This window comes from Actinomadura sp. NPDC000600 (assembly GCF_040492135.1).
Taxonomy (GTDB): domain Bacteria; phylum Actinomycetota; class Actinomycetes; order Streptosporangiales; family Streptosporangiaceae; genus Spirillospora.
This window is the reverse complement of sequence record NZ_JBEUPD010000017.1, coordinates 1-19,690: the sequence shown is the minus strand read 5'-3', so window position 1 is coordinate 19,690 and position 19,690 is coordinate 1. Positions and strand designations below refer to the sequence as shown.

Genomic DNA, 19,690 nt, shown 5'->3' with positions numbered 1-19,690 from the left:
CAGCCGTCTGGCTTCCCGACTCTGATCGAGGCCTTCTGCGCTTGTTCGGTCAGTCGGGGGTGCCGGGGACTACCAGGCCTGACTCGTAGGCGACCACTACGGCTTGGGCTCGGTCGCGTAGGCCTAGTTTGGCGAAGATTCGGGTTACGTGGGTTTTGACCGTTGCCTCGCTCAGGTGGAGGTGGGCGGCCAGTTCGGTGTTGGAGAGGCCGCCGCCTACCAGGCGGAGCACCTCTTTCTCGCGTGGGGTCAGGACGTCCAGGCCCTGGGGCGTCGGGGCGGGGCGGGCAAATCGCTCCACGAGGCGGCGGGTTATGGAGGGGGCTAGCAGCGCGTCGCCGGTCTCGATGAGCTTCACCGACGCCACCAGGTGTTCGGGGGTGACGTCCTTCAGCAGGAAGCCGCTCGCGCCGGCGGCTAGTGCGGAGTACACGTATTGGTCGAGGTCGAACGTCGTCAGGATCAGGACCCGGCACGTGGGATCGTCGGCGAGTACCCGGCGGGTGGCCTCCAGGCCGTCCATTCCGGGCATTCGGATGTCCATGAGGACCACGTCCGGCCGGAGGCGACGTGCGGCGGTCACCGCCTCCAGTCCGTCGGCGGCCTCGCCGACGACCTCGATCCCGGACCTGGTGAGGATCATGCGGAAGCCGCCGCGCACCAGTGTCTGGTCGTCGGCGATCAGCACCTTGGTCACGGCCGCTCCAGTGGAATGCGGGCGCGCACGCGGTAGCCGCCGCCCAGGCGCCGGCGCGCGTCGAGGTCGCCGCCGTAGACGGCGACCCGTTCGCGCAGGCCGGCGAGGCCCCGGCCGCCCTTGTTCTCGGGTGGGGCGGGGCCGGTTCCGGTGAGCACGCTCGGCCCGGTGTTGAGCACCTCAAGCCGCAGGTTCCGTCTCCCGTAGGTCACCGTCACCTCCGCCGTCGCCCCGGCGGTGCCGTGTTTCAAGGCGTTGGTGAGCGCCTCCTGGACGATGCGGTACCCGGTCGCGTCGATCCCGGTGGGCAGCGGGCACGGTTCGCCGGTCACGGTCACATCGACCGGCAGGCCCGCGAACGCGATCCGGTCGACGAGGGTCCCCAGGTGCGCCAGCGACGGCTGCGGGGCGAACGCCTCACCGTCGCCGTCGGGGGCGGGCGCCAGCACGCCGAGCAGGTTCCGCAGTTCGGTCATCGCCTCCCGGCCGGTCCGCTCGACGGCCAGCAGCGCGTCCTCGGCCTCGCCGTCGACGCCGTGCCGGGCCGCGCCCGCCTGCACGACCATCACGCTGACGCTGTGGCTGACGATGTCGTGCAGGTCCCGGGCCACCCGGGCCCGCTCCTCCTCGACGGCCCGGCGCGCGGCGCCCTCGCGTTCACGTTCCAGCAGCCAGGTTCGCGCCCCGAGCTCGGCGCGGCGCCTGCGCCGCTCCCACAGGGCCCATGTGGACGGGATCGCGGCGAGGAGGGGCACGAGCCACGCGGGCAGCATCCGCCCATCCTGCCGCCAGACCCGGACGGAGCGCATCATTCTGGCGGTTCACAGCCGTACATCCCTCGGTTGACCCGGCCCCGGACTTACTTCCAGGACCCGACGCGCGTGCGGGGGCGGGGCTCGTACCGTCACCGCCATGGAACCGATGGTCCAGCTGATGGACGTACGCAAGGAGTACGGCGAGACCGCCGCGCTCGCGGGGGTGACCCTCGACATCCAGGCCGGTCAGGCCGTCGCGGTGATGGGCCCGTCGGGGTCGGGCAAGTCGACCCTCCTCAACATGATCGCCGGCCTGGACCGGCCCACCTCGGGCACCGTGGTGGTGCGCGGCGAGGACATCACGGCGATGGGCGAGGCCGAGCTGGCCCGGTACCGGCGCCGTCGCATCGGCATGGTCTTCCAGTTCTTCAACCTGCTCGACGACCTGCCGGTGCTGGAGAACGTGATGCTGGCGGCCCAGCTGCTCGGCACCTCGCGCAAGCAGGCGCAGAGCCGCGCGCTGGAGCTGCTCGACGAGCTGGGCATCGCCGACCGCCGCAACGCCTACCCGGTGGTGCTGTCGGGCGGGGAGCGGCAGCGGGTCGGCGTCGCCCGCGCGCTGATGAACCGGCCCGCCCTGCTGCTGGCCGACGAGCCGACCGGCGCGCTCGACTCGCGGGCCGGGGAGCAGGTCATGGACCTGCTGATGGACCTCAACCAGATCGGCCAGACCCTCCTCATCGTCACCCACGACGAGCGGCTCGCCACCCGGGTCGCCGACCGGGTCGTGGCGTTCGAGGACGGCCGCGTGGCCGCCGAGGTGACCCGGTGAGGGCCGTGTGGCAGGCCGCGCGGTTCGCGGTGCGGCGGCGCAGGCTGCAGACGACCATCATCACGCTGGTGCTGCTGGTGTCGACCGGGACGGTCGTGCTCGCGCTGGGCCTGCTCGCCACCGTGGACGGCCCCTACGACAAGGCGTTCGCGCGGCAGCACGGCGCCCATCTGACGGTCTCCTACGACCCCGCGAAGGCGACGGCTGCTCAGGTCGCGGCGTCGGCGTCCCGGCCGGGCGTGACGGCGGCGGGCGGCCCGTTCCGCTCGCAGGTCGTGAACGTCCCCGAGACGCGCGAGGACGGGCCCGAGCTGCTTCCGCCCGGCCCCCTCACGGTCGTCGAGCGGAGCGTCCGCGACGACGACCCGGTCGACCGGCTGGCCCTCCGGAAGGGCCGCTGGGCCACCGCTCCCAGCGAGATCGTACTGGGCACCGACTACGCGCGGTTCCCGTTCGACCCGATCGGGCGGAAGGTGACCTTCAGCAACGGGCGGAGCTTCACCATCGTCGGAATCGGCAGGTCGATCACCCGGTCCGCGCAGGCGTGGGTGGCGCCCGGGCAGCTGACCGCCCCGGACGGCCTGCAGATGCTCTACCGGCTCGCCGACCCGTCCGCCCCGGCCGGCACGGTCACCGCCGGCCTGCCCGCGACAGCGAGCCAGAGCTACCTCGTCTCCCGCCGCCAGGCCACCGAGGCCGGGACGACCATCATCCCGTTCCTCATCGCGTTCGGGATCGCCGGGCTGATCGTCTCGGTGCTCATCATCGGCAACGTGATCAGCGGCGCGGTCGTGTCGGGCTTCCGGCACATCGGCGTCCTCAAGTCCCTCGGATTCACCCCCGCCCAGGTCACCTGCGTCTATGTGGTGATGACCGCGGTGCCGGGAGTGCTGGGCAGCCTGGCCGGGATCGTGATCGGCAACGTCCTGGCCGGGATGCTCTCCACCACGCTCGGTGATTCGTTCGACCTGCCGACCGCCAGCGGCATCTCGGCCTGGGTGGACGTCCTGGCCTTCACCGGCGTGCTCGCCGTCGCCGTCGTCACCGCACTGGTGCCGGCCGTCCGGGCGGGCCGGATCCCGACGGCGGTCGCGGTCAGCGCGGGCGCCGCGACGAGCCGGGGCCGGGCCCTGCGGGTGCAGCGGGCGCTGGCCCGGACGCGGCTGCCGCGCCCCGTCAGCCTGGGCCTGGGCCTGCCGTTCGCCCGGCCGGGCCGCACCGCGATGACCGTCACCGCCGTCGCGTTCGGAGTGGCGGCGGTGACGTTCGCCGCCGGCCTCAACCGGTCCCTCACCGCCTACCTCGCCGACTCGGAACTCACCGACACCGTCCAGGTCATCGTCCCCCTCGACGACGGCAAGCCGGTCTCGCTGGCCGGCCGGCCCGGCACCGCCAAGGTCGCCGTCACGCGGTTCGAGCAGGCCCACGTGCCGGGGTTCGACCGGCCGGTGGAGGTGAAGGCCTACCAAGGGGACATCACCGACCGGCACGGCTACCGGATGGTGCACGGCCGCTGGCTCGGCGGGCCGGGCGAGGCCGTCGTGGGCGACCCGTTCCTGAAGAACGGCGGCAAGAAGATCGGTGACACCGTGGTCGTGACCGTGGACGGCAGGAAGGCCGCCCTGCGGATCGTCGGGACGGCGCTCGTGGACGGCGGCGACACCGTCCTCACGGACTGGGCGTCCCTCACCTCGCTCCTCGACCGAGAGAAGCCGGCGGACTCCCCGGAGCCGTCCGGCCCGCGCACCCGCTTGGTGACCTCCCGTCTGGAGGTCACCCTCACCCCCGGCACCTCCCCGGAGGACTACGCCGCCGCGCTCAGGACGGACGGGATTTTCGCCGAGCCCGCCTCCGAGGGCATCGAGGCCGGCCAGGTGATCTTCTTCGGGCTCCTCACCCTGCTGACCCTGGGGCTGACCACGGTCGCCGGGCTCGGGGTGTTCAACACGGTGATCCTCAACACCCAGGACCGGGCGCGCGACTTCGGCGTCCTGAAATCGTTGGGCGCGACCCCGAGGCAGGTCCTGACGGTCGTGCTCGCCTCGATGGCCGTGCTCGGCCTGGTCGGCGGACTCATCGGACTGCCGCTGGGCCTCGCCGCCCACCATGTGGTGATGCCGGCCATGGCCGACACCGGCCGCCTCGTCCTGCCCTACGGACTCATGGAGATCTTCCCCTGGCCGCTGATGCTGCTGTCCGTCCTCGCGGGCGTCGTGATCGCCCTGCTCGGCGCCCTGATCCCGGCGGGCCGGGCGTCCCGGATCAAGACGGCGGCGGTCCTGCACTCGGAGTGACCCCGGCGGGGTACGAAGCCGGATACCGGGGCGGCGATGAGTCGGGCGGCGCCCGCGGGTCTACCTCATGACCGAGAAAAGCAACCCATCGGGAGCAGCCATGGGCCTCATCCATATCGAGATGTTCGCGACCCTCGACCTCGTCGGGCAGGCGCCCGGCGGCCCCGAGGAGGACCCGCTGGGGTTCCCGTTCGGCGGCTGGCAGGCGCCGCTGATGAACGACGTCACCGGGGGCCAGATCCTCGCCGCGTACGAGGGCACGGACGCCCTCCTGCTCGGCCGGCGGACGTACGACATCTTCGCCGCCTACTGGCCGCACCAGGACGGCGAGGGCGACGAGATCGCCAAGCTGTTCAACAGCATTCCGAAGTACGTGGCCTCCCGCGGCAGGCCCGACCTGTCGTGGGAGGGGTCCACCCAGCTCGGCCCGGACCTGGCCGGGGCGGTCCGCGAGATCCGCGACCGGCACGAGCACGTGAAGGTCGTCGGGAGCCTGAACCTCGTGCAGACACTCCTGCACGAGAAGCTCTTCGACCGCCTCGACCTCTGGATCCACCCGATCGTGCTCGGCGTCGGGAAGAAGGTGTTCGACGGCGGCGAGGTGCCCACGAACGTCACGCTCCTCGAACCGCCGGCGGCCAGCCCGAACGGCACCGTGTACCTGCGCTACGGCCTCGCCGAAGGCACACCCGAGACGGGCGACATGACCGCATCCGACCAGAACGGCTGAAGCCGCCCGGCGCCTAGGCGCGGTCCGGTGAGCCCGGCAGTCGCAGGACGAACGTCGCGCCTCGGCCCGGTTCGCTGCGCACCGCCGCGGATCCGCCGTGCGCCTCGGCCAGCTGCCGCACGATGGCCAGGCCCAGTCCGCTGCCGCCGGTCTGGCGGCTGCGCGACTTCTCGGCCCTCCAGAACCGGTCGAAGACGTGCGGCAGGTGCTCGGGCGCGATGCCCGGCCCGGTGTCGGCGACCTCGATCAGGACGTCGTCGCCGTCGGCGTGCGCGCGCAGGCTCACCCGCCCGCCCGCCGGGGTGTAGCGGACCGCGTTGGCGAGCAGGTTGCCGACCGCCTGCCGCAGCCGCACCGGGTCGGCCTCCAGGTGCGGCCGGCCGGTCACCTCGGCGGTCAGCACCAGCTCGGCGGCCTCGGCCGCGGCCCGGTAGACGGTCGCGATCTGCTCGACCAGGTCGGCCACGTCGACCGGCTCGGGGTGCAGCCGCAGCTTGCCCACGTCGGCGAGCGCGAGCTGCTGGAGGTCGTCGACGATGTGCTGCAGCAGCGTGGCCTCCTCGACCAGCGAGGCGGTCAGCGCCGGGCCCAGGTCGGCCACGCCGTCCTGGGCGGCTTCCAGCCAGCCCCGGATGTTGCTCAGCGGCGTGCGCAGCTCGTGCGACACGTCGCTGACCATCGCCTTGCGCTGCCGCTCCAGGCGGTCCAGGTGCTCGGACATCTCGTTGAACGCGGTGCCCAGCTCGCCGACCTCGCCCTTGGCGCGCACCGCGACCCGCGCCGAGCCGTCGCCGGCCCGCATCCGCCGGGCCGCCGCGGTGACCGCCCGCACCGGCCGCGCCAGCCGGGTGGCGACGAGGACGCTGACCCCGACCGCCAGGACGAGGATCACCGCGGTGACCCCCGCGATGCCGTACGGGTCGATGGCCGGGGCACGGTCGTCCGACGAGCCGATGTAGAGCAGCGCGGCCGGCGCGACGTACGGCTTCAGCTGGGTGCGGCGCGCGGTGGCCAGGCACTCGGCGGCCGACGCCGGAGCGGCCGGCGTGCCGGTCTCGTCCAGCCACACGTCGACCTGGCCTCCGCGGCACCGCCGGACCAGGGCGGCGAGCTGGTCGAGCGCGCGCCTCTCGGTGGCGGTCGGACCGGGTGCGTCCGGCGAGCACGACACGGGCGGCGCCGAGGGCTCCGGCACCGGGGTGGACCGGTCCGCCGGCCGCCCGCCGGGCGCGCTGCTCGGCAGGCCGGGCACGGTGGTCGGCACGCCGGGCGTGGCACCGGGCGTGGCCCCCGGCCGCTGCGACTCCTCCACCGGCCGGGTCGGCGGAGAGGAGGGCTTCGGTGTCGGCGAGAGCGCGCCCGGCGACGTCACGACCGCGTCGACCAGCCGGACCGCTCCGCCACCGGACGACCGTGCAGACTCCGCTCGCGGCGCGGAAAGGACGTATCCGGAGGGTGCACCCGGACGGGTCCCGGCCGGCGGCTCCACGGCGACGACGACCGCCCCGCCGCCGGACGGTCGATCGAGCCCCGCTCGCGGCGGGGAAGGGACGTATCCGGAAGGCGCGCCGACGGGTGCGCCCGGACGGGTCTGGCCCGGTGCCGGGCCGCCCTCGCGGCGGAGGTACGGGCGGCCGCCCGGCCCGACGACGACCGCGGCGCGCTGGCCCTCGCGGCGCAGGCACGCCGCCTGCGCGTCGACCTCCCGGCGCAGCCGCACCCGCTCGGCGTCCGGCAGCCGGAACGGCCCGGCCGCACGCGCGTCGATCCGGTCTGTGGCCGCGCCCGGCCCCAGTGAGACGTCCACGGCGAGCGGGTCGACGACCGCCGAGGGCCGCGCCGGCAGCGGCGGACGGCCGGTCGCCGAGTCCGCGATCCGGGCGCCGCCCTCCGTCGCCAGCGCGACCCGCTGGCCGCTCTGCCGGGCCAGCCCGCGCACGGTCTCCCCGACGCCGTCCCAGCGCGGGTGGCTCGCCGCGTACCCGAGGAGCGCGTCGTTGATCCGGGCGTCGCGGGCGAGCGTCTGACCCCGCCGCTGCCGGATCTCGCCGGACGTGCTGCGCGCCGCCAGCCACGCGGTCGCCACGATCGAGCACACCGCGATCAGCACCGAGCTGGCGACCAGCCGGACGAGCAGGCTATGGCGCACGGTCGCCGACCAGCTTGTACCCGACGCCGTACACGGTGCACAGCCGGACCGGCCGCCGGGGCTCCGGCTCGATCTTCTTGCGCAGGTTCTTCACGTGCACATCGACCGTGCGCTCGGTGATGAAGCGGTCGAAGCCGTGCAGATGCTCCAGGAGCTGCGCCCGGGTGAGGACCCGGCCGGGCCGCGCGGCCAGCGCCTCCAGGATGCGGAACTCGGCGGGCGTGCACTCGACCTCGCGCCCGTCCGCGAGGACCGTGTGCCGTTCGGGATCCACGGTGATGCCGCCGACCCGGTACACCGGCTCACCGCTCCCCCGCCCGGTCCGCCGCAGCAGCGTGCGCACCCGGGCCATCAGCTCGCGCGGGCTGTACGGCTTGGTGACGTAGTCGTCGGCGCCGAGGTCGAGGCCGCGCAGCAGGTCGTCCTCGGTCGAGCGGGCGGTCAGCATGAGCACCGGGACGTCGGACTCGGCGCGCAGCCCGCGGCACACGTCGAGGCCGTCGACCTCCGGCATCATCACGTCGAGCAGCACGAGGTCGGGGCGGCGCGCGCGGGCCTCGTCGAGCGCGGCCCGCCCGTCGTGGACGACGACCACCGAATGCCCCTCTCGCTGGAGATAGCGGCGCAGCAGCTCCGCCTGCTTCGTGTCGTCCTCCGCGACCAGGACATTCGCGCACATGGCTCGTGAGCGTAGCCAAACCCCGGCCGGCACCACGGGATCATCACATCGGCCTCACAGGTTCTTCACAGTCCTCGGCCAGCATCTCGCGGCATGCGCCAAGTCAAGATCCACACCGGCACCCTGCTGGCCGCCGGCCTCATTGCCGGGCTGATCGCCGGACTTGCCGGCTGCGGCTCGTCGGACGGCGGCGGATCGGGGGCCCGCCCGTCCGGCACGGGCCGGCCGGTCGCCGCCGAGCCGCAGCGGTCAGGGCGGCAGCGTGCCGAGATAGCGACCGTGCGCGGCCGCCAGATCGCCGTGCACAAGCAGAAGGGCGACGGCGCGGCCTGGAAGACGCTGGCCAGCCCCAACGCGATGGGCGCCACCCGTGTCTTCCTCGTCGAGGCCAAGGACGGCGGCTGGCTAAAAGTGCTGCTGCCGGTCCGGCCCAACGGCAGCACCGGCTGGGTCAAGGCGTCCGACGTCACGCTGTCGTCGACGTCCCACCGCGTGGAGATCGACCCGAGGGCGTTCACGTTCACCGTCTTCGACGGCGACAGGGTGCTGCGCACCGGCAAGGTCGCCACCGGCGAGGGCGGCACCCCGACCCCGGCCGGACGCTACTACTTCACCGAGCTGGTCAAACCGCCGAACCCGGGCGGCGCCTACGGCGCGTACGCCTTCGGGCTGAGCGGCTTCTCGCCGACGCTGAAGACGTTCGCGGGCGGCCCCGGGCAGCTCGCCGTCCACGGCACGAACAAGGCGTCGGCGCTGGGCAGCAGGGTCAGCCACGGCTGCGTGCGGGTCGGCAACGACGACATCACCTGGATGGCCAAGAACCTGGCGATCGGCACGCCTGTCGTCGTCAAGAAATGAAACAACACCGGAAGGAACATCGATGCGCCTGAAGTCACTCGTCGCGGCCGTCGCGCTGGGCGTCGGCCTGGCGGGCACCGGGATGGCCGCCGCCGAGGCCGCCACCGCCACTCCCCGCCCGTCCGCCTCCCCCAGCGCCCCGACCCCGCGCCCCAGCGTTTCGGCCCCGCCCACGCGCCCCGGCGCCACGCTCCCGCCCACGCGCCCCGGCGCCCCGGCGCCCAGCCGGCCGCCGGTCGCCCAGCCCCCCGGCAAGGCCATCCCCAAGATGCCGAACTACACGGGCTGACCGCGACCGCGGGCCCGCACGTCTCTTGTCGTGCGGGCCCGCCGCCGTCCGGTCAGGGGGCGGGGACGCCTCCGATCTCGTTCACCCAGCCCTGGCGCTCGAAGGCCAGGTACTCGCCTCCGGCCGCCTTGCCGGGAAGGGCGGCGCCCTGCTCCTCGTAGTCGAGGAGTTGGGCGCTCGTGCGGTCCACGACGAGCCGCGCGCCGGTGCCCTGGACGGTGATGGCCATGCCGAGCCTGCCCATCCGGTCCTTGATCTGTCCGGTGACGCGGACGGACGGGGTGCGCGCCAGGATCCGGTAGAGGGCCGCCCGGGTGCCGGGGGTGGTGGGGGCCATGAACAGGTCCCAGGCGCTGACGAAAACGTACTCGCCGAAGTCGGCCGGGGCGGTGTAGCCGTGCGCGCCGCCCCGGCGGTCCTGCTGCCACAGCCGGCGCAGGTAGCTCTCCAGGGCGGTGTCGGTCGCCGGCAGCTTCGCGAGCGTCTTCCACTCGATCTCATGGGACCCGATGACGGGGTTCACCAGGTGCGAGCGCTTGCGGTAGGTGACCGTGCTCGGCTTCGAGGCGGTCGTGCCGCCGTTGACGTCCAGCGCCGGCGAGCCCGCCGCCTTCCAGGCGGCCTCGTCCTTCTTCGTGGGGAAGGTGAGCTCGATGTCCAGCGGTCCGTGTGAACGGAACCGCATGCCGGTGCCGGCCTGGGTGCACGCCCAGTCCTCGAAGCTGCTCGCGGTCCGCGCCTGGAAGTTCTGGGACCTGCCCCGGGGCTTGCCCTTGGGCGTCGGTACGTCTGGGCCGGGCTTGAAGGGCATGATGTCCTGCCACATGCGGGTCCGCTTGTACCAGCAGGTCCCGTGGGCGGCGGGCTGCTTGGCGGCCGTCTTCGCGCTGGCCAGCAGGAATGCGCGGGTGTCGATCGCCTCGTCATGGCCGGAGCGGGGGCCGTCGCCGGGGCCGTCCGACGGCATGCCGACGGCCACCGCCGTCGCGGCCGCCGCCACCGCGGTCACGCCGGCGGCGAAGGCCAGCCGCCGGACCGGCCGCCGCGCCGGCACCGCGCGCGGGTTCTCGGCCGAGGCGGCGGCGCGCGCACGGACCTGCGCCACGTCGGGACGCCGCGCGAAGGCGTCGTCGGCGAGTTCGTCGGCCGCCGCGGGCTTCAGGGCGACGATCAGGTTGTCGAGATCGTCCTGCTTCATTGCTTCTCCTGGATGACTCGCGGGCGCGGGGCGCGTCCGTGCGCTCGCGTCGTGCTTTCCTGGGACGCCTCGATCGCCCTGGCCAGCCGGCGGCGTCCCCGGTGCAGCCGGACGATGAAGGCGGTGCGGGAGCAGCCCGCGGCCCGGGCCGCCTCCGCGGGGGCCAGCCCGTGCCAGGCGGTCAGGGTGACCGCTTCGGCCTCCTTGGCGGGAAGGGCGCGCAGCGCGGCCAGCGCCTGGTCGCGGGCGATGAGGTGCTCGGCGACGTCCCAGGCGTGCAGGTCGGCGTCGGTGCTGAGGCCGGCGAGCCGGTCGACCAGTCCGCGCGCCCGGCCCGCCGCGCCGTGCGACTGGCGGACCAGGTTCCTGGCCACGCCGAGCAGCCACGGCAGCGCCTGGTCGGGGATCTCATCGATCTTCCGCCACGCGACGGTGAACACCTCGCCCGTCAGGTCCTCGGCGGCCTGGGGGGAGGCCCGCAGCACGACGTAGCCGAAGACGTTGCGGTAGTACGTCTCGTAGAGGCGGGTGAATCGGGCCTCTTGCTCGTCCACGCCACCTCCTCTCTTCTCGGAACCGGTACGCCGAGAAGTCGGAGAAGGCCGCAGCGGATTACATGACGGGCCGGGAATCCTTCGGCGGCCGCACCACGGCGACGGACGCTCAGATGAGTTCCAGGGGGCGGAAGGTGTAGTCGGACGGGATGTCGTCGTGCATCGCCTCGACGGGGCGCTCGGGGGCGGTCTCCTCCAGGAGGGCGGCGCGGCGGACGCGGTCGGTGCGGAACACGCGGCGCTCGCCTCGCATGCGGCACCAGGCCGTCAGGTACCAGCCTTCGCCGGACGCGGTGAAGGCGACCGGCTCGACGTCGCGCTCGGTCTCGGTGCCCGCCCGGTCGACGTAGGTGAGGCGGACCACCTGGCGCGTGCGGATGGCCTCCTCAAGGACGCTCGGCACGGACGCCGGGTCGTCGCCGTCGGCGGGGGTCAGGAAGCGGACGCGCTGGGCCAGTTCGCGGGCCGAGGCGCTGTCGGCCGCCGACATAGCGGCGACGATCTTGTGCAGGGCGGTGCGGGCGGCCCGGGAGTACGGGGACCCGCCGGCCCGGGACAGGGTGATCGCGACGGCGACGGCCTCGGCGGGGGTGAAGTTCAGCGGCGGCAGCGTCCGGCTCTTGTCGAGGGTGTAGCCGCCGCCCCGGCCGACGTCCGCGAAGATCGGCACCCCGGCCTGCTGGAGCGCGCCGATGTCGCGCTCGATCGTGCGGACGCTCACCTCGTACCGCGCGGCCAGCTCCCGCGCGCTGACCCGCCGCGGGGCGCACGCGCGCAGCTCCTCCACCAGGGCGTACAAGCGGTCGGTGCGGTTCACGCGCCGACCGTACGCCCCGGGTCCGACAATTCCCGGCTACGAGAAGCGCCAGAGGCGAACGCTCCCGTCGGAGCTGCCGGCTCCGGCGGCCAGGAGCCGGCCGTCCGGGCTGAACGCCAGGGCCGTCCCGTCCGACCTCTCCCATTCGAGTGTTGCGAACCCGTCGCCGGTGCGCGTGTCCCACAGCCTGATCGTTCCGTCCTGGGCCGCGCTGGCCAGGGCCCGGCCATCGGGGCTGAACGCCAGTGCCTGGACGGTCCCCTCGTGTCCTTCCAGGTCCCGGATCCGCTTCCCGGCTCGCAGGTCCAGGATCCGGATCGCCCATGTGGCCCGGTCCGGATGCGTCCTGTCCCAGATGTCGGTCGCGGCGGTCCGCCCGTCCGGGGCGAAGGCGAACAGCACGTTGATGGTGCCGGCGACGGCGTTCGCGACGTCCCGGTCCGCCCGCAGGTCGTGGACCTGGACGTCGCCGCCGCCGCTGACGGCGATCCGGTCGCCGGTCGCGTCGAACGTCAGCCGGGTGGCATCGTTGCGCGGTGCGAACACGCCGGTGCGGCGACCGGTCGCGGTGTCCCAGAGTTCGACGCCGTTCGCTCCGACGGTGGCCAGGGCCCGGCCGTCCTCGCTCAACGCCTTGGTGAACGCCCTGCCCGCGGGCATCACCGTCCGGAGGCGGGCGCCGGTGGCCGCGTCCCAGAGCCGGATCGGGCCCTTCCCGCGCAGCGTCGCCAGCAGCCGCCCGTCCCCGCTGAGCGCCGTGAGCTGGTCGGCGCCATCGTCGCCCAGCTCGTGCACGGTTCCGCGGCCGGTCGCGACCGTCCACCGCCAGATCTGCTCCGCCGCCGCGCAGACCAGCGTCTTCGAGTCCGGAGTGAAGGCGAGCCGGAACGTCGCGACCGGTCCGCCGGCGAGCACGACCGGCCGAGGGTCCTTCAGCGGCGCGGCGTCCTCTTCCGACCGCCGCCACAGCAGCGCGGGCACGCCGAGGACGGCCGCGACGCCCGCCGCCGCTCCCCCCGCCAGGACGGTGCGGCGCCCCGTCCGGCCGGGCGGCGCCGCCAGCAGCCGGGCCGCCTCGGCGGGCGCCGGCCGCCGGTCCGGTTCCTTGGCCAGGCACGCCACGATCGCGGGACGCAGCTCGGCGGGCACGCCGGTCAGGTCCGGCGGGGCGCTGACGATCCGGTGGACGATCCCCGGCACGTTCTCGGCGTCGAACGGCCCGCGCCCGGTCGCGGCGAAGGCCAGGACGCAGCCCAGGGAGAACACGTCCGACGCCGGGCCCGCCGTGTCCGCGCGGACCTGCTCGGGCGACATGAACGCGTACGTGCCGACGACCGCGCCGGTGGACGTCAGCGCGGTGGCGCCGGCCGCTCGGGCGATGCCGAAGTCGATGATGCGCGGGCCGTCCGGCGACATGATGACATTGCCGGGCTTGAGGTCCCGGTGCACCAGCCCGCTCGCGTGGATCGCCGCCAGCCCCTCGGCCAGCGCGGCACCGAGCGCGCGGACGGCGGGGACGTCCAGCGGCGCCGCCTCGCGCAGGGACGGGCCGGGGACGTAGGCGGTCGCCATCCACGGTTCGGCCGCCTCCGGATCGGCGTCCACCACCTGCGCGGTGTAGAAACCGCCCACCTTCCGGGCCGCCTCGACCTCACGCGCGAACCGAACCCGGAAACGGGCATCCTGCGCGTACTCGGCGCGGATCACCTTGACCGCGACCCGGCGGCCACCGGGGGTGGCGCCGAGGAACACCTCCCCCATGCCGCCCGCACCGAGCCTGCCCTCCAGCCGGTACGGGCCGATCCGGCGGGGGTCGCCGTCGCGCAGGGGGTCCATCAGCGCAGCCTCCACAGGTTCACGGCTGCCTCTCCGCGGCGATCGCTGCCGCCGGCCACCGTCCGGCCGTCCGGGGAGAGCGCGAGTCCCGTGATCCGCCCGCCGGTCCCGGCCAGGGTGGCGGTCACCCGCCGCGTCGCCAGGTCCCACAGCCGGGCCGTGAGGTCGGTGCCGGCGGCGGCCAGCACCCCGCCGTCCGCGCTGACGGCGACCTGGGCGACGTCCCCGGTGAGGCCGGAGTCGAGGACGCCCGTGACGCGGACGCGAGCGGCGTCCCACAGCCGGATCGTGCCCCCGCCCCCTGCGGTGACCAGGGTCCGGCCGTCCGGGGTCAGGGCCAGCGAACTGGTCTTCTTCCCCCGGTCGGCGACGTGGGCGATCGGGCTGCGGGTGCGGACGTCCCACACCCGCACGGAACCCGGTTCGGCGCGGCCTTGGAAGCCGTTCATCCCGGCCATGACCCGGCGGCCGTCCCGGCTGAACACCACGGCGTTCACACCGTCGGCACCTGGGAGGTCGCCGAGGACGCGTCCGGTCGCGGCGTCCCACAGCCGGTCCGGCCCGGTGAGGATCCCGCCGTCCGGACTGAACGCGAGAGCGTTGGCGCGGGTGCCCTCGGCGCGGAGCGTCCGCAGTGGGCGGGGCGGCCGCGTGTCCGCCGATCCGACGTCCCAGAGGCGGACGGTGGCGTTCGTATGGCCAACGGCCAGTACTTTTCCGTCCGGGCTGAACGCCAGGGCGTCCACTCCGGTGGGGGCACGCAGCTCGTGGATGACGTGGCCTGCGGCAAACTCCCACAGGTACAGGGTCTCCCCCCGCGTCCCGCCGCAGACCAGAATGCGGCCGTCCGGGCCGAACGCCAATGCCTCGATCGGCTGCCCGTCCCGGGTGAGCGTCGTGGTGGGCGGCCGCATGGCGTCGCCGGGCGGTGCGGACGGCGCTGCCCGAGACCGCCCGCCGCCCCGGGCGAGCAGGAATGCCGACACCCCGACGGCGGCCGCCGCCGCGCCGGCCAGCACCGTCCGGCGCGGCGTCCCGATGGCGGGCCGGACCTGATCCGCCACCCGCGTGAACAGCATCGTGCGGCGCTCCACCGTGCGGTCGGCGTCCCGGGCCGCCGGGCGTGCGGCGGCCGGCGGGACGGCGTCCGGGTCGGCGAGGTGGGCGAGGATCCGATCGGTGCCCGGACGGCCGGCCGGGTCCTTGGCCAGGCAGGCCGTCACGAGCGGGCGCAGCCACTCCGCCAGCCCGTCCAGCCCGGGCGGCTCGTTGAGGACGCGGTGCACGATGGCCGGGATCGTCGCGGCGTCGAACGGGCTGCGCCCCGTCGCGGCGAAGGCGAGAACGCAGCCCAGCGCGAACACGTCGGTGGGCGGCCCGGACGGCTCGCCCCGCACCTGCTCGGGCGACATGTAGGCGTAGGTGCCGAGGACGGCGCCGTCGGCGGTGAGCGATCTCGCGTCGGCGGCTCGGGCGATGCCGAAGTCGATGATGCGCGGGCCGTCCGGCGACATGATGACATTGCCGGGCTTGAGGTCCCGGTGCACCAGCCCGCTCGCGTGGATCGCCGCCAGGCCCTCGGCCAGCGCGGCACCGAGCCCGGCCACCTCGGCGGCGGGCAGCGGGCCGACGTCCCGCAGGGAAGGGCCGGGAATGTAGGCGGTCGCCATCCACGGCTCAGGCGCCCCCGGATCGGCGTCCACCACCTGCGCGGTGTAGAAGCCGCCCACCTTCCGGGCCGCCTCGATCTCACGCGCGAACCGCGCGCGGAACTCCGGCCGGTCCAGATGCTCGGCGCGGACGATCTTCACCGCGACCCGCCGGCCGCCCGCCGACACGCCGAGGAACACCTCGCCCATCCCGCCGGAGCCGAGCCGCCCCTCCAGCCGGTACGGGCCGATCCGGCGCGGGTCGCCGTCGCGCAGCGCGTCCACAGAGCGCTCCCGTACTCATCCGGTTGTGATCTTGGGAACGATATCGCCGTCCCTGTGATCGTCCCTCCCGGTACGGCGGTCCTCGCGCTCCTAGAGGGTGCGGAGGAAGGCGATCAGGGCCTCGTTGACCTCGGCGGGGCGCTCCTGCTGCGTCCAGTGGCCGCATCCGGACAGCCAGACGGTCTCGCGCAGGTTCGGCACGAAGTCGCGCATCGAGTCGACGGCGTCGCGGGCGCCGACGGCGACGAGGTCGCGGTCGCCCGCGATGTAGAGGGCGGGCGGGCCGATGGGGGCGCGGTGCCAGGCGGAGGTGAGCTCCCAGTTGCGGTCGAGGTTGCGGTACCAGTTGACGGGGCCGGTGAAGCCGCTCTCCGCGTACTCCTCGACGTAGGCGGCGATGTCGTCCTCGGTCAGCCAGGCGGGCAGCTTCTCCGGGTCGGGGAGGCCGTCGAGGAAGCCGCCGCCCTCCGGAGCGATCAGCGGCGGGCACGGGCCGTCGCCGGACACCCCGTACAGCATCCGCCGGAACGTGGCGGCCCGGTCGCGGTCGAGCTCGGCCTCCGGGACGTCCGGCTGCTGGAAGTGGACCATGTAGAAGCCGTCGCCGAACATCCGGCGCATGGACTCCACGGGCGGCCTGCTGCTGCGCGGCCGGTGCGGCACCGAGAGGCCGACCACGCCGCGCACCTTGTCGGAGCGCATCTGCGCGACAGCCCAGGCGACGGGGGCGCCCCAGTCGTGGCCGACGACGACGGCGCGGTCCGCGCCGAGCCGGTCGACGAGCCCGACCGCGTCCCCGGCCAGGTGCAGGATCGAGTACTGGTCGGCTTCCGCGGGGCCGCCCGTCCGGCCGTAGCCGCGCTGGTCGGGCGCGACGGCGTGGAACCCGGCCTCGGCGAGCGCGGTGAGCTGGTGCCGCCACGAGTACCAGCACTCGGGGAAGCCGTGCAGGAGGAGCACGAGCGGCCCTTCGCCCGCCTCGGCGACGTGCATGCGCAGGCCGCTCTCCGACCGGACGTAGCGGTGCGTGATCTCGTGCATTCATACCCCTCACGGCATGGGCGGCCCGTGCGGGCCCAACGGTAGCCCCCCGGACCGGGGCCCCGGACTCGGGTGAGGAAACGGCGGGGAAACGGCTGAATCCGGCGGCCCCATACCGTCCGGCGGTGGATTGTGTGCGCGGGCCACATGGGAGCGCGGGGCCGCGCTCCATAGGTTCTGCGCATGACGAGCGTGACACCGCGGCCTGCCGCGGGGACTTCGGGGACGCTGGATCTGGCGGGCAGGCGCGCCCTGGTCACCGGCGGCGCGAGCGGGATCGGGCGCGCCTGCGCCCGGCGGCTCGCGGCGGCGGGGGCCGAGGTGGTGGTGGCCGACATAGACGGGGCCGCGGCGGAGCGGACGGCGGCCGAGTTCGACGGCGTCCCGCTCCTGGCCGACCTGGCCGACGTGGACGCGCTCGACGGGCTGGCCGCCGGTGTGGACATCCTGGTCAACAACGCCGGGATCCAGCATGTGGCGCCCGTCCAGGACTTCCCGCCGGAGACCTTCGCGCGGATCCTGCGGCTGATGGTGGAGGCGCCGTTCCGGCTGGTGCGGGACGCGCTGCCCGGCATGTACGAGCGCGGCTGGGGCCGCATCGTCAACATCTCGTCCGTGCACGGCCTGCGGGCCTCGCCGTACAAGTCGGCCTACGTGACGGCGAAGCACGGCCTTGAGGGGCTGTCCAAGGTGATCGCGCTGGAGGGCGCCCCGCACGGCGTGACGTCCAACTGCGTCAACCCCGCCTACGTCCGGACCCCGCTGGTGGAGAACCAGATCGCCGACCAGGCGCGCACGCACGGCCTGCCGGAGGACGAGGTCGTCGAGCGGATCATGCTCGACCACGCCGCCGTGAAGCGGCTGATCGAGCCCGACGAGGTGGCCGAACTCGTCGCCTATCTGTGCTCGCCGCCCGCCTCGATGGTGACCGGCACGTCCCTGGCACTCGACGGCGGCTGGACGGCGCACTGAGAATGGGCCGTATGACCTGCGGCGTCTTCCTCGAACTGCTGGCCCGGGAGGCCTCCCCCGTCGAGTTCGAGGGTCCCCTCGTCCAGGCGCGGGCGGAGGGCGCGCCCCCCGCCGTCCTGGAGGAGCTGGAGGCGGCCAAGCTGGCCGCGCTGCGGGTCCGGATGATCATGCGGCGGCACGCCCGGCGGGAGACCGAGCTGGCCGCGCTGTTCGAGACCGCGGGCGACCTCGCCGGGCTGCGCGACCTCGACTCGGTGCTCGAGGCGATCACCCGCCGGGCGCGGCGGCTGCTGAGCGCCGACATCGCCTACCTGACGCTGAACGACGACGAGCGCGGCGACACCTACATGCGGGTGACCGACGGGGCGGTGTCGGCGGCGTTCCGGCAGCTGAGGCTGCCGATGGGCACCGGGCTCGTCGGCCTGGTCGCGCAGACCGCGATGCCCTACAACAGCGCCCACTACCTCGGGGACGCGCAGTTCGAGCACCGCGGGTTCATCGACGACGCGGTCGCGGAGGAGGGCCTGGTCGCGATCCTCGGCGTGCCGATGCGGCTGGGCAGCCGGGTCATCGGGGTGCTGACGGCCGCGAACCGCAGCGAGCGCCCGTTCGACCAGGAGGAGGTGGCGCTGCTCGGCTCGCTCGCCGCGCACGCCGCCATCGCCATCGACAACGCGCGCCTCCTGGAGGAGACCCGCACCGCCCTGGCCGAGCTGAGCACCGCCAACGAGGAGGTCAAGGCGCGCAGCGCGGCCGTGGAGCGGGCGGCGCGCGCGCACGACCGGATGACCGCCGTCGTGGTCCGGGGCGGCGGCGTGGAAGACGTCGGCGCCGTCGTGACCGAGCTGCTGGGCGGCACCCTCCACGTCCTGGACGCCGACGGCCGCCGGCTCGCGACGACCGGCGCCGCTTCGGAGCCCCTTACCGACGACGAGCTGGACGGGGTCTCCGCCTCGGCGCACTCCGCACGCGCGCAGGGCCGGACGGTCCGGCGCGGCGACCTGTGGATCGCCTCGGTCTCCACCGGCGACGAGATGCTCGGCACGCTGGTCCTGCGCACCGCCGAAGAGGTGGACGACGCCGACCAGCGGATCCTGGAGCGCGCGGCCCTCGTCACCGCCCTGCTGCTGCTGTTCCAGCGGAGCGCCACCGAGGCCGAGGGGCGGGTGCGCGGCGAGCTGCTGGACGACCTGCTGTCCGGCCGCCGGACCGGCGCCGAGGCGCTGACGGCCCGGGCGCGGCGCGTCGGCGTCGACCTGAGCGCCCCGCACGTGCTGCTGTGCGCCAAGTACGACTCCCGCGAGCACCGTCCCCGCGCCGCCTTCTGGGCCTCGTCCTTCGCGGCCGTCGAGCACGGCCTGGCCGCCTCGCGCGCGGAGGAGATCGTCCTGCTGCTGCCGGGCGACCGGCCGGGCGACGCCGCGCGCCGCGTGGCCAAGGAGCTCGGCGCCTCTCTCGGCGGGCCCGCGACGGTCGGCGCGGCCGGCCCGGTCCGCGACCCGGGCGGGGTCGCCTCCGCCCACCGGGAGGCGCAGCGCTGCGCCGACGCGCTGCTGTCCCTCGGGCGCCGCGGCGACGGCGCCGGCGCGTCCGAGCTGGGCTTCGTCGGCCTGCTCATCGGGGACGACCGCGACGTGACCGGCTTCCTCGGGAGCGCGCTCGGGCCCGTACTCGACTACGACGAGCGGCGCGGCACGGCCCTCGTCCAGACCCTGGAGGCCTACTTCGGGACGGGCGGCAGCCTGTCGCGGACGGCCGAGCGCATGCACATCCACGTCAACACCGTGAGCCAGCGCCTCGACCGCATCGCCCGCCTCCTCGGCGACGACTGGCAGACCCCCGAGCGGGCCCTCGAACTCCAGCTCGCCCTGCGCCTGCACCGCCTCTCCCGCTGAACCGCCTCACCCGCTGAACCGCCTCACCTGCTGGAAGGCCCGCATGCCGAAGCGGGGGGGCGCCCCCCCGGGGGGCGCGGGGCCCCGGCCGGGGGGGGGGGGGGGGCCGGGGGGTGGGCCCGGGGGGGGCGGGGTGGGGGGGGGGGGCGGGGCCCGGGCC

General features: G+C 74.6%; 17 protein-coding genes. 7 read left to right on the top strand and 10 right to left on the bottom strand.

The features are described from left to right. Window positions 1-49: 49 nt before the first annotated feature. Both ABWI07_RS23920 and ABWI07_RS23915 read right to left on the bottom strand, forming a co-directional pair. Window positions 50-697, bottom strand: a complete 648-nt coding sequence (locus tag ABWI07_RS23920; RefSeq protein ID WP_353819849.1) for a response regulator transcription factor — start codon at window positions 695-697, stop codon at window positions 50-52. Next, window positions 694-1,470, bottom strand: a complete 777-nt coding sequence (locus tag ABWI07_RS23915; RefSeq protein ID WP_353819847.1) for a sensor histidine kinase — start codon at window positions 1,468-1,470, stop codon at window positions 694-696. The genes ABWI07_RS23920 and ABWI07_RS23915 overlap by 4 nt, the downstream gene beginning before the upstream one ends. Window positions 1,471-1,609: 139 nt before the next feature. Here ABWI07_RS23915 and ABWI07_RS23910 point away from each other — a divergent pair, with 139 nt between their 5' ends. From ABWI07_RS23910 to ABWI07_RS23900, 3 genes are all read left to right on the top strand, one after another. After that, window positions 1,610-2,284 carry an ABC transporter ATP-binding protein gene (locus ABWI07_RS23910; protein ID WP_353819846.1) on the top strand — a complete coding sequence of 225 codons (675 nt, stop codon included), beginning with the start codon at window positions 1,610-1,612 and terminating at the stop codon, window positions 2,282-2,284. After that, window positions 2,281-4,578, top strand: coding sequence for an ABC transporter permease (locus ABWI07_RS23905; RefSeq protein WP_353819845.1), 2,298 nt, complete (start codon window positions 2,281-2,283; stop codon window positions 4,576-4,578). The genes ABWI07_RS23910 and ABWI07_RS23905 overlap by 4 nt, the downstream gene beginning before the upstream one ends. A 100-nt stretch (window positions 4,579-4,678) precedes the next feature. Then, window positions 4,679-5,308 (top strand): dihydrofolate reductase family protein, encoded by a 630-nt coding sequence (locus ABWI07_RS23900; RefSeq protein WP_353819844.1) that lies wholly within the window; start codon window positions 4,679-4,681, stop codon window positions 5,306-5,308. Between the two features lie 13 nt (window positions 5,309-5,321). Here the strand turns inward: ABWI07_RS23900 and ABWI07_RS23895 are convergent, their stop codons facing one another. Both ABWI07_RS23895 and ABWI07_RS23890 read right to left on the bottom strand, forming a co-directional pair. Further along, the gene (locus ABWI07_RS23895) at window positions 5,322-7,457 is read right to left on the bottom strand and encodes a sensor histidine kinase (RefSeq protein ID WP_353819843.1); all 2,136 of its coding nucleotides are present in this window, start codon (window positions 7,455-7,457) and stop codon (window positions 5,322-5,324) included. Further along, the gene (locus ABWI07_RS23890; RefSeq protein WP_149262212.1) at window positions 7,447-8,136 is read right to left on the bottom strand and encodes a response regulator transcription factor; all 690 of its coding nucleotides are present in this window, start codon (window positions 8,134-8,136) and stop codon (window positions 7,447-7,449) included. Before ABWI07_RS23890 ends, ABWI07_RS23895 begins: the two co-directional genes overlap by 11 nt. Before the next feature lie 93 nt (window positions 8,137-8,229). On the opposite strand from ABWI07_RS23890, the gene ABWI07_RS23885 reads away from it, so the two are divergent. Together ABWI07_RS23885 and ABWI07_RS23880 are read left to right on the top strand one after the other, a co-directional pair. After that, window positions 8,230-8,994, top strand: a complete 765-nt coding sequence (locus tag ABWI07_RS23885; RefSeq protein WP_353819842.1) for a L,D-transpeptidase — start codon at window positions 8,230-8,232, stop codon at window positions 8,992-8,994. 22 nt (window positions 8,995-9,016) lie between these two features. Continuing rightward, entirely contained in the window at window positions 9,017-9,283 is a 267-nt protein-coding gene (locus ABWI07_RS23880) for a hypothetical protein (RefSeq protein WP_149262210.1), read from the top strand. Window positions 9,284-9,335: 52 nt separating this feature from the next. Here ABWI07_RS23880 and ABWI07_RS23875 read toward each other — a convergent pair whose 3' ends face one another. The 6 genes from ABWI07_RS23875 to ABWI07_RS23850 form a co-directional block, all read right to left on the bottom strand. After that, window positions 9,336-10,481, bottom strand: coding sequence for a hypothetical protein (locus tag ABWI07_RS23875; RefSeq protein WP_149262209.1), 1,146 nt, complete (start codon window positions 10,479-10,481; stop codon window positions 9,336-9,338). Next, window positions 10,478-11,035, bottom strand: a complete 558-nt coding sequence (locus tag ABWI07_RS23870; RefSeq protein WP_353819841.1) for an RNA polymerase sigma factor — start codon at window positions 11,033-11,035, stop codon at window positions 10,478-10,480. The genes ABWI07_RS23875 and ABWI07_RS23870 overlap by 4 nt, the downstream gene beginning before the upstream one ends. Before the next feature lie 109 nt (window positions 11,036-11,144). Next, window positions 11,145-11,852: a helix-turn-helix transcriptional regulator gene (locus ABWI07_RS23865; protein WP_149262207.1), complete on the bottom strand. Its 708-nt coding sequence runs from the start codon at window positions 11,850-11,852 to the stop codon at window positions 11,145-11,147. Between the two features lie 36 nt (window positions 11,853-11,888). Further along, complete coding sequence (locus tag ABWI07_RS23860) at window positions 11,889-13,688, bottom strand: WD40 repeat domain-containing serine/threonine protein kinase (RefSeq protein WP_353819840.1); 1,800 nt, start codon at window positions 13,686-13,688, stop codon at window positions 11,889-11,891. Further along, window positions 13,688-15,622, bottom strand: coding sequence for a WD40 repeat domain-containing serine/threonine protein kinase (locus ABWI07_RS23855; protein ID WP_353819839.1), 1,935 nt, complete (start codon window positions 15,620-15,622; stop codon window positions 13,688-13,690). Before ABWI07_RS23855 ends, ABWI07_RS23860 begins: the two co-directional genes overlap by 1 nt. A 90-nt stretch (window positions 15,623-15,712) precedes the next feature. Further along, a complete protein-coding gene (locus ABWI07_RS23850; protein WP_149262204.1) occupies window positions 15,713-16,663 on the bottom strand; it encodes an alpha/beta fold hydrolase in 951 nt (316 codons plus the stop codon). A gap of 183 nt (window positions 16,664-16,846) precedes the next feature. Here ABWI07_RS23850 and ABWI07_RS23845 point away from each other — a divergent pair, with 183 nt between their 5' ends. Both ABWI07_RS23845 and ABWI07_RS23840 read left to right on the top strand, forming a co-directional pair. Continuing rightward, a complete protein-coding gene (locus ABWI07_RS23845; protein WP_149262203.1) occupies window positions 16,847-17,635 on the top strand; it encodes a 3-hydroxybutyrate dehydrogenase in 789 nt (262 codons plus the stop codon). Window positions 17,636-17,646: 11 nt separating this feature from the next. After that, complete coding sequence (locus ABWI07_RS23840) at window positions 17,647-19,530, top strand: helix-turn-helix domain-containing protein (protein ID WP_353819838.1); 1,884 nt, start codon at window positions 17,647-17,649, stop codon at window positions 19,528-19,530. The last annotated feature ends 160 nt before the right edge of the window (window positions 19,531-19,690 follow it).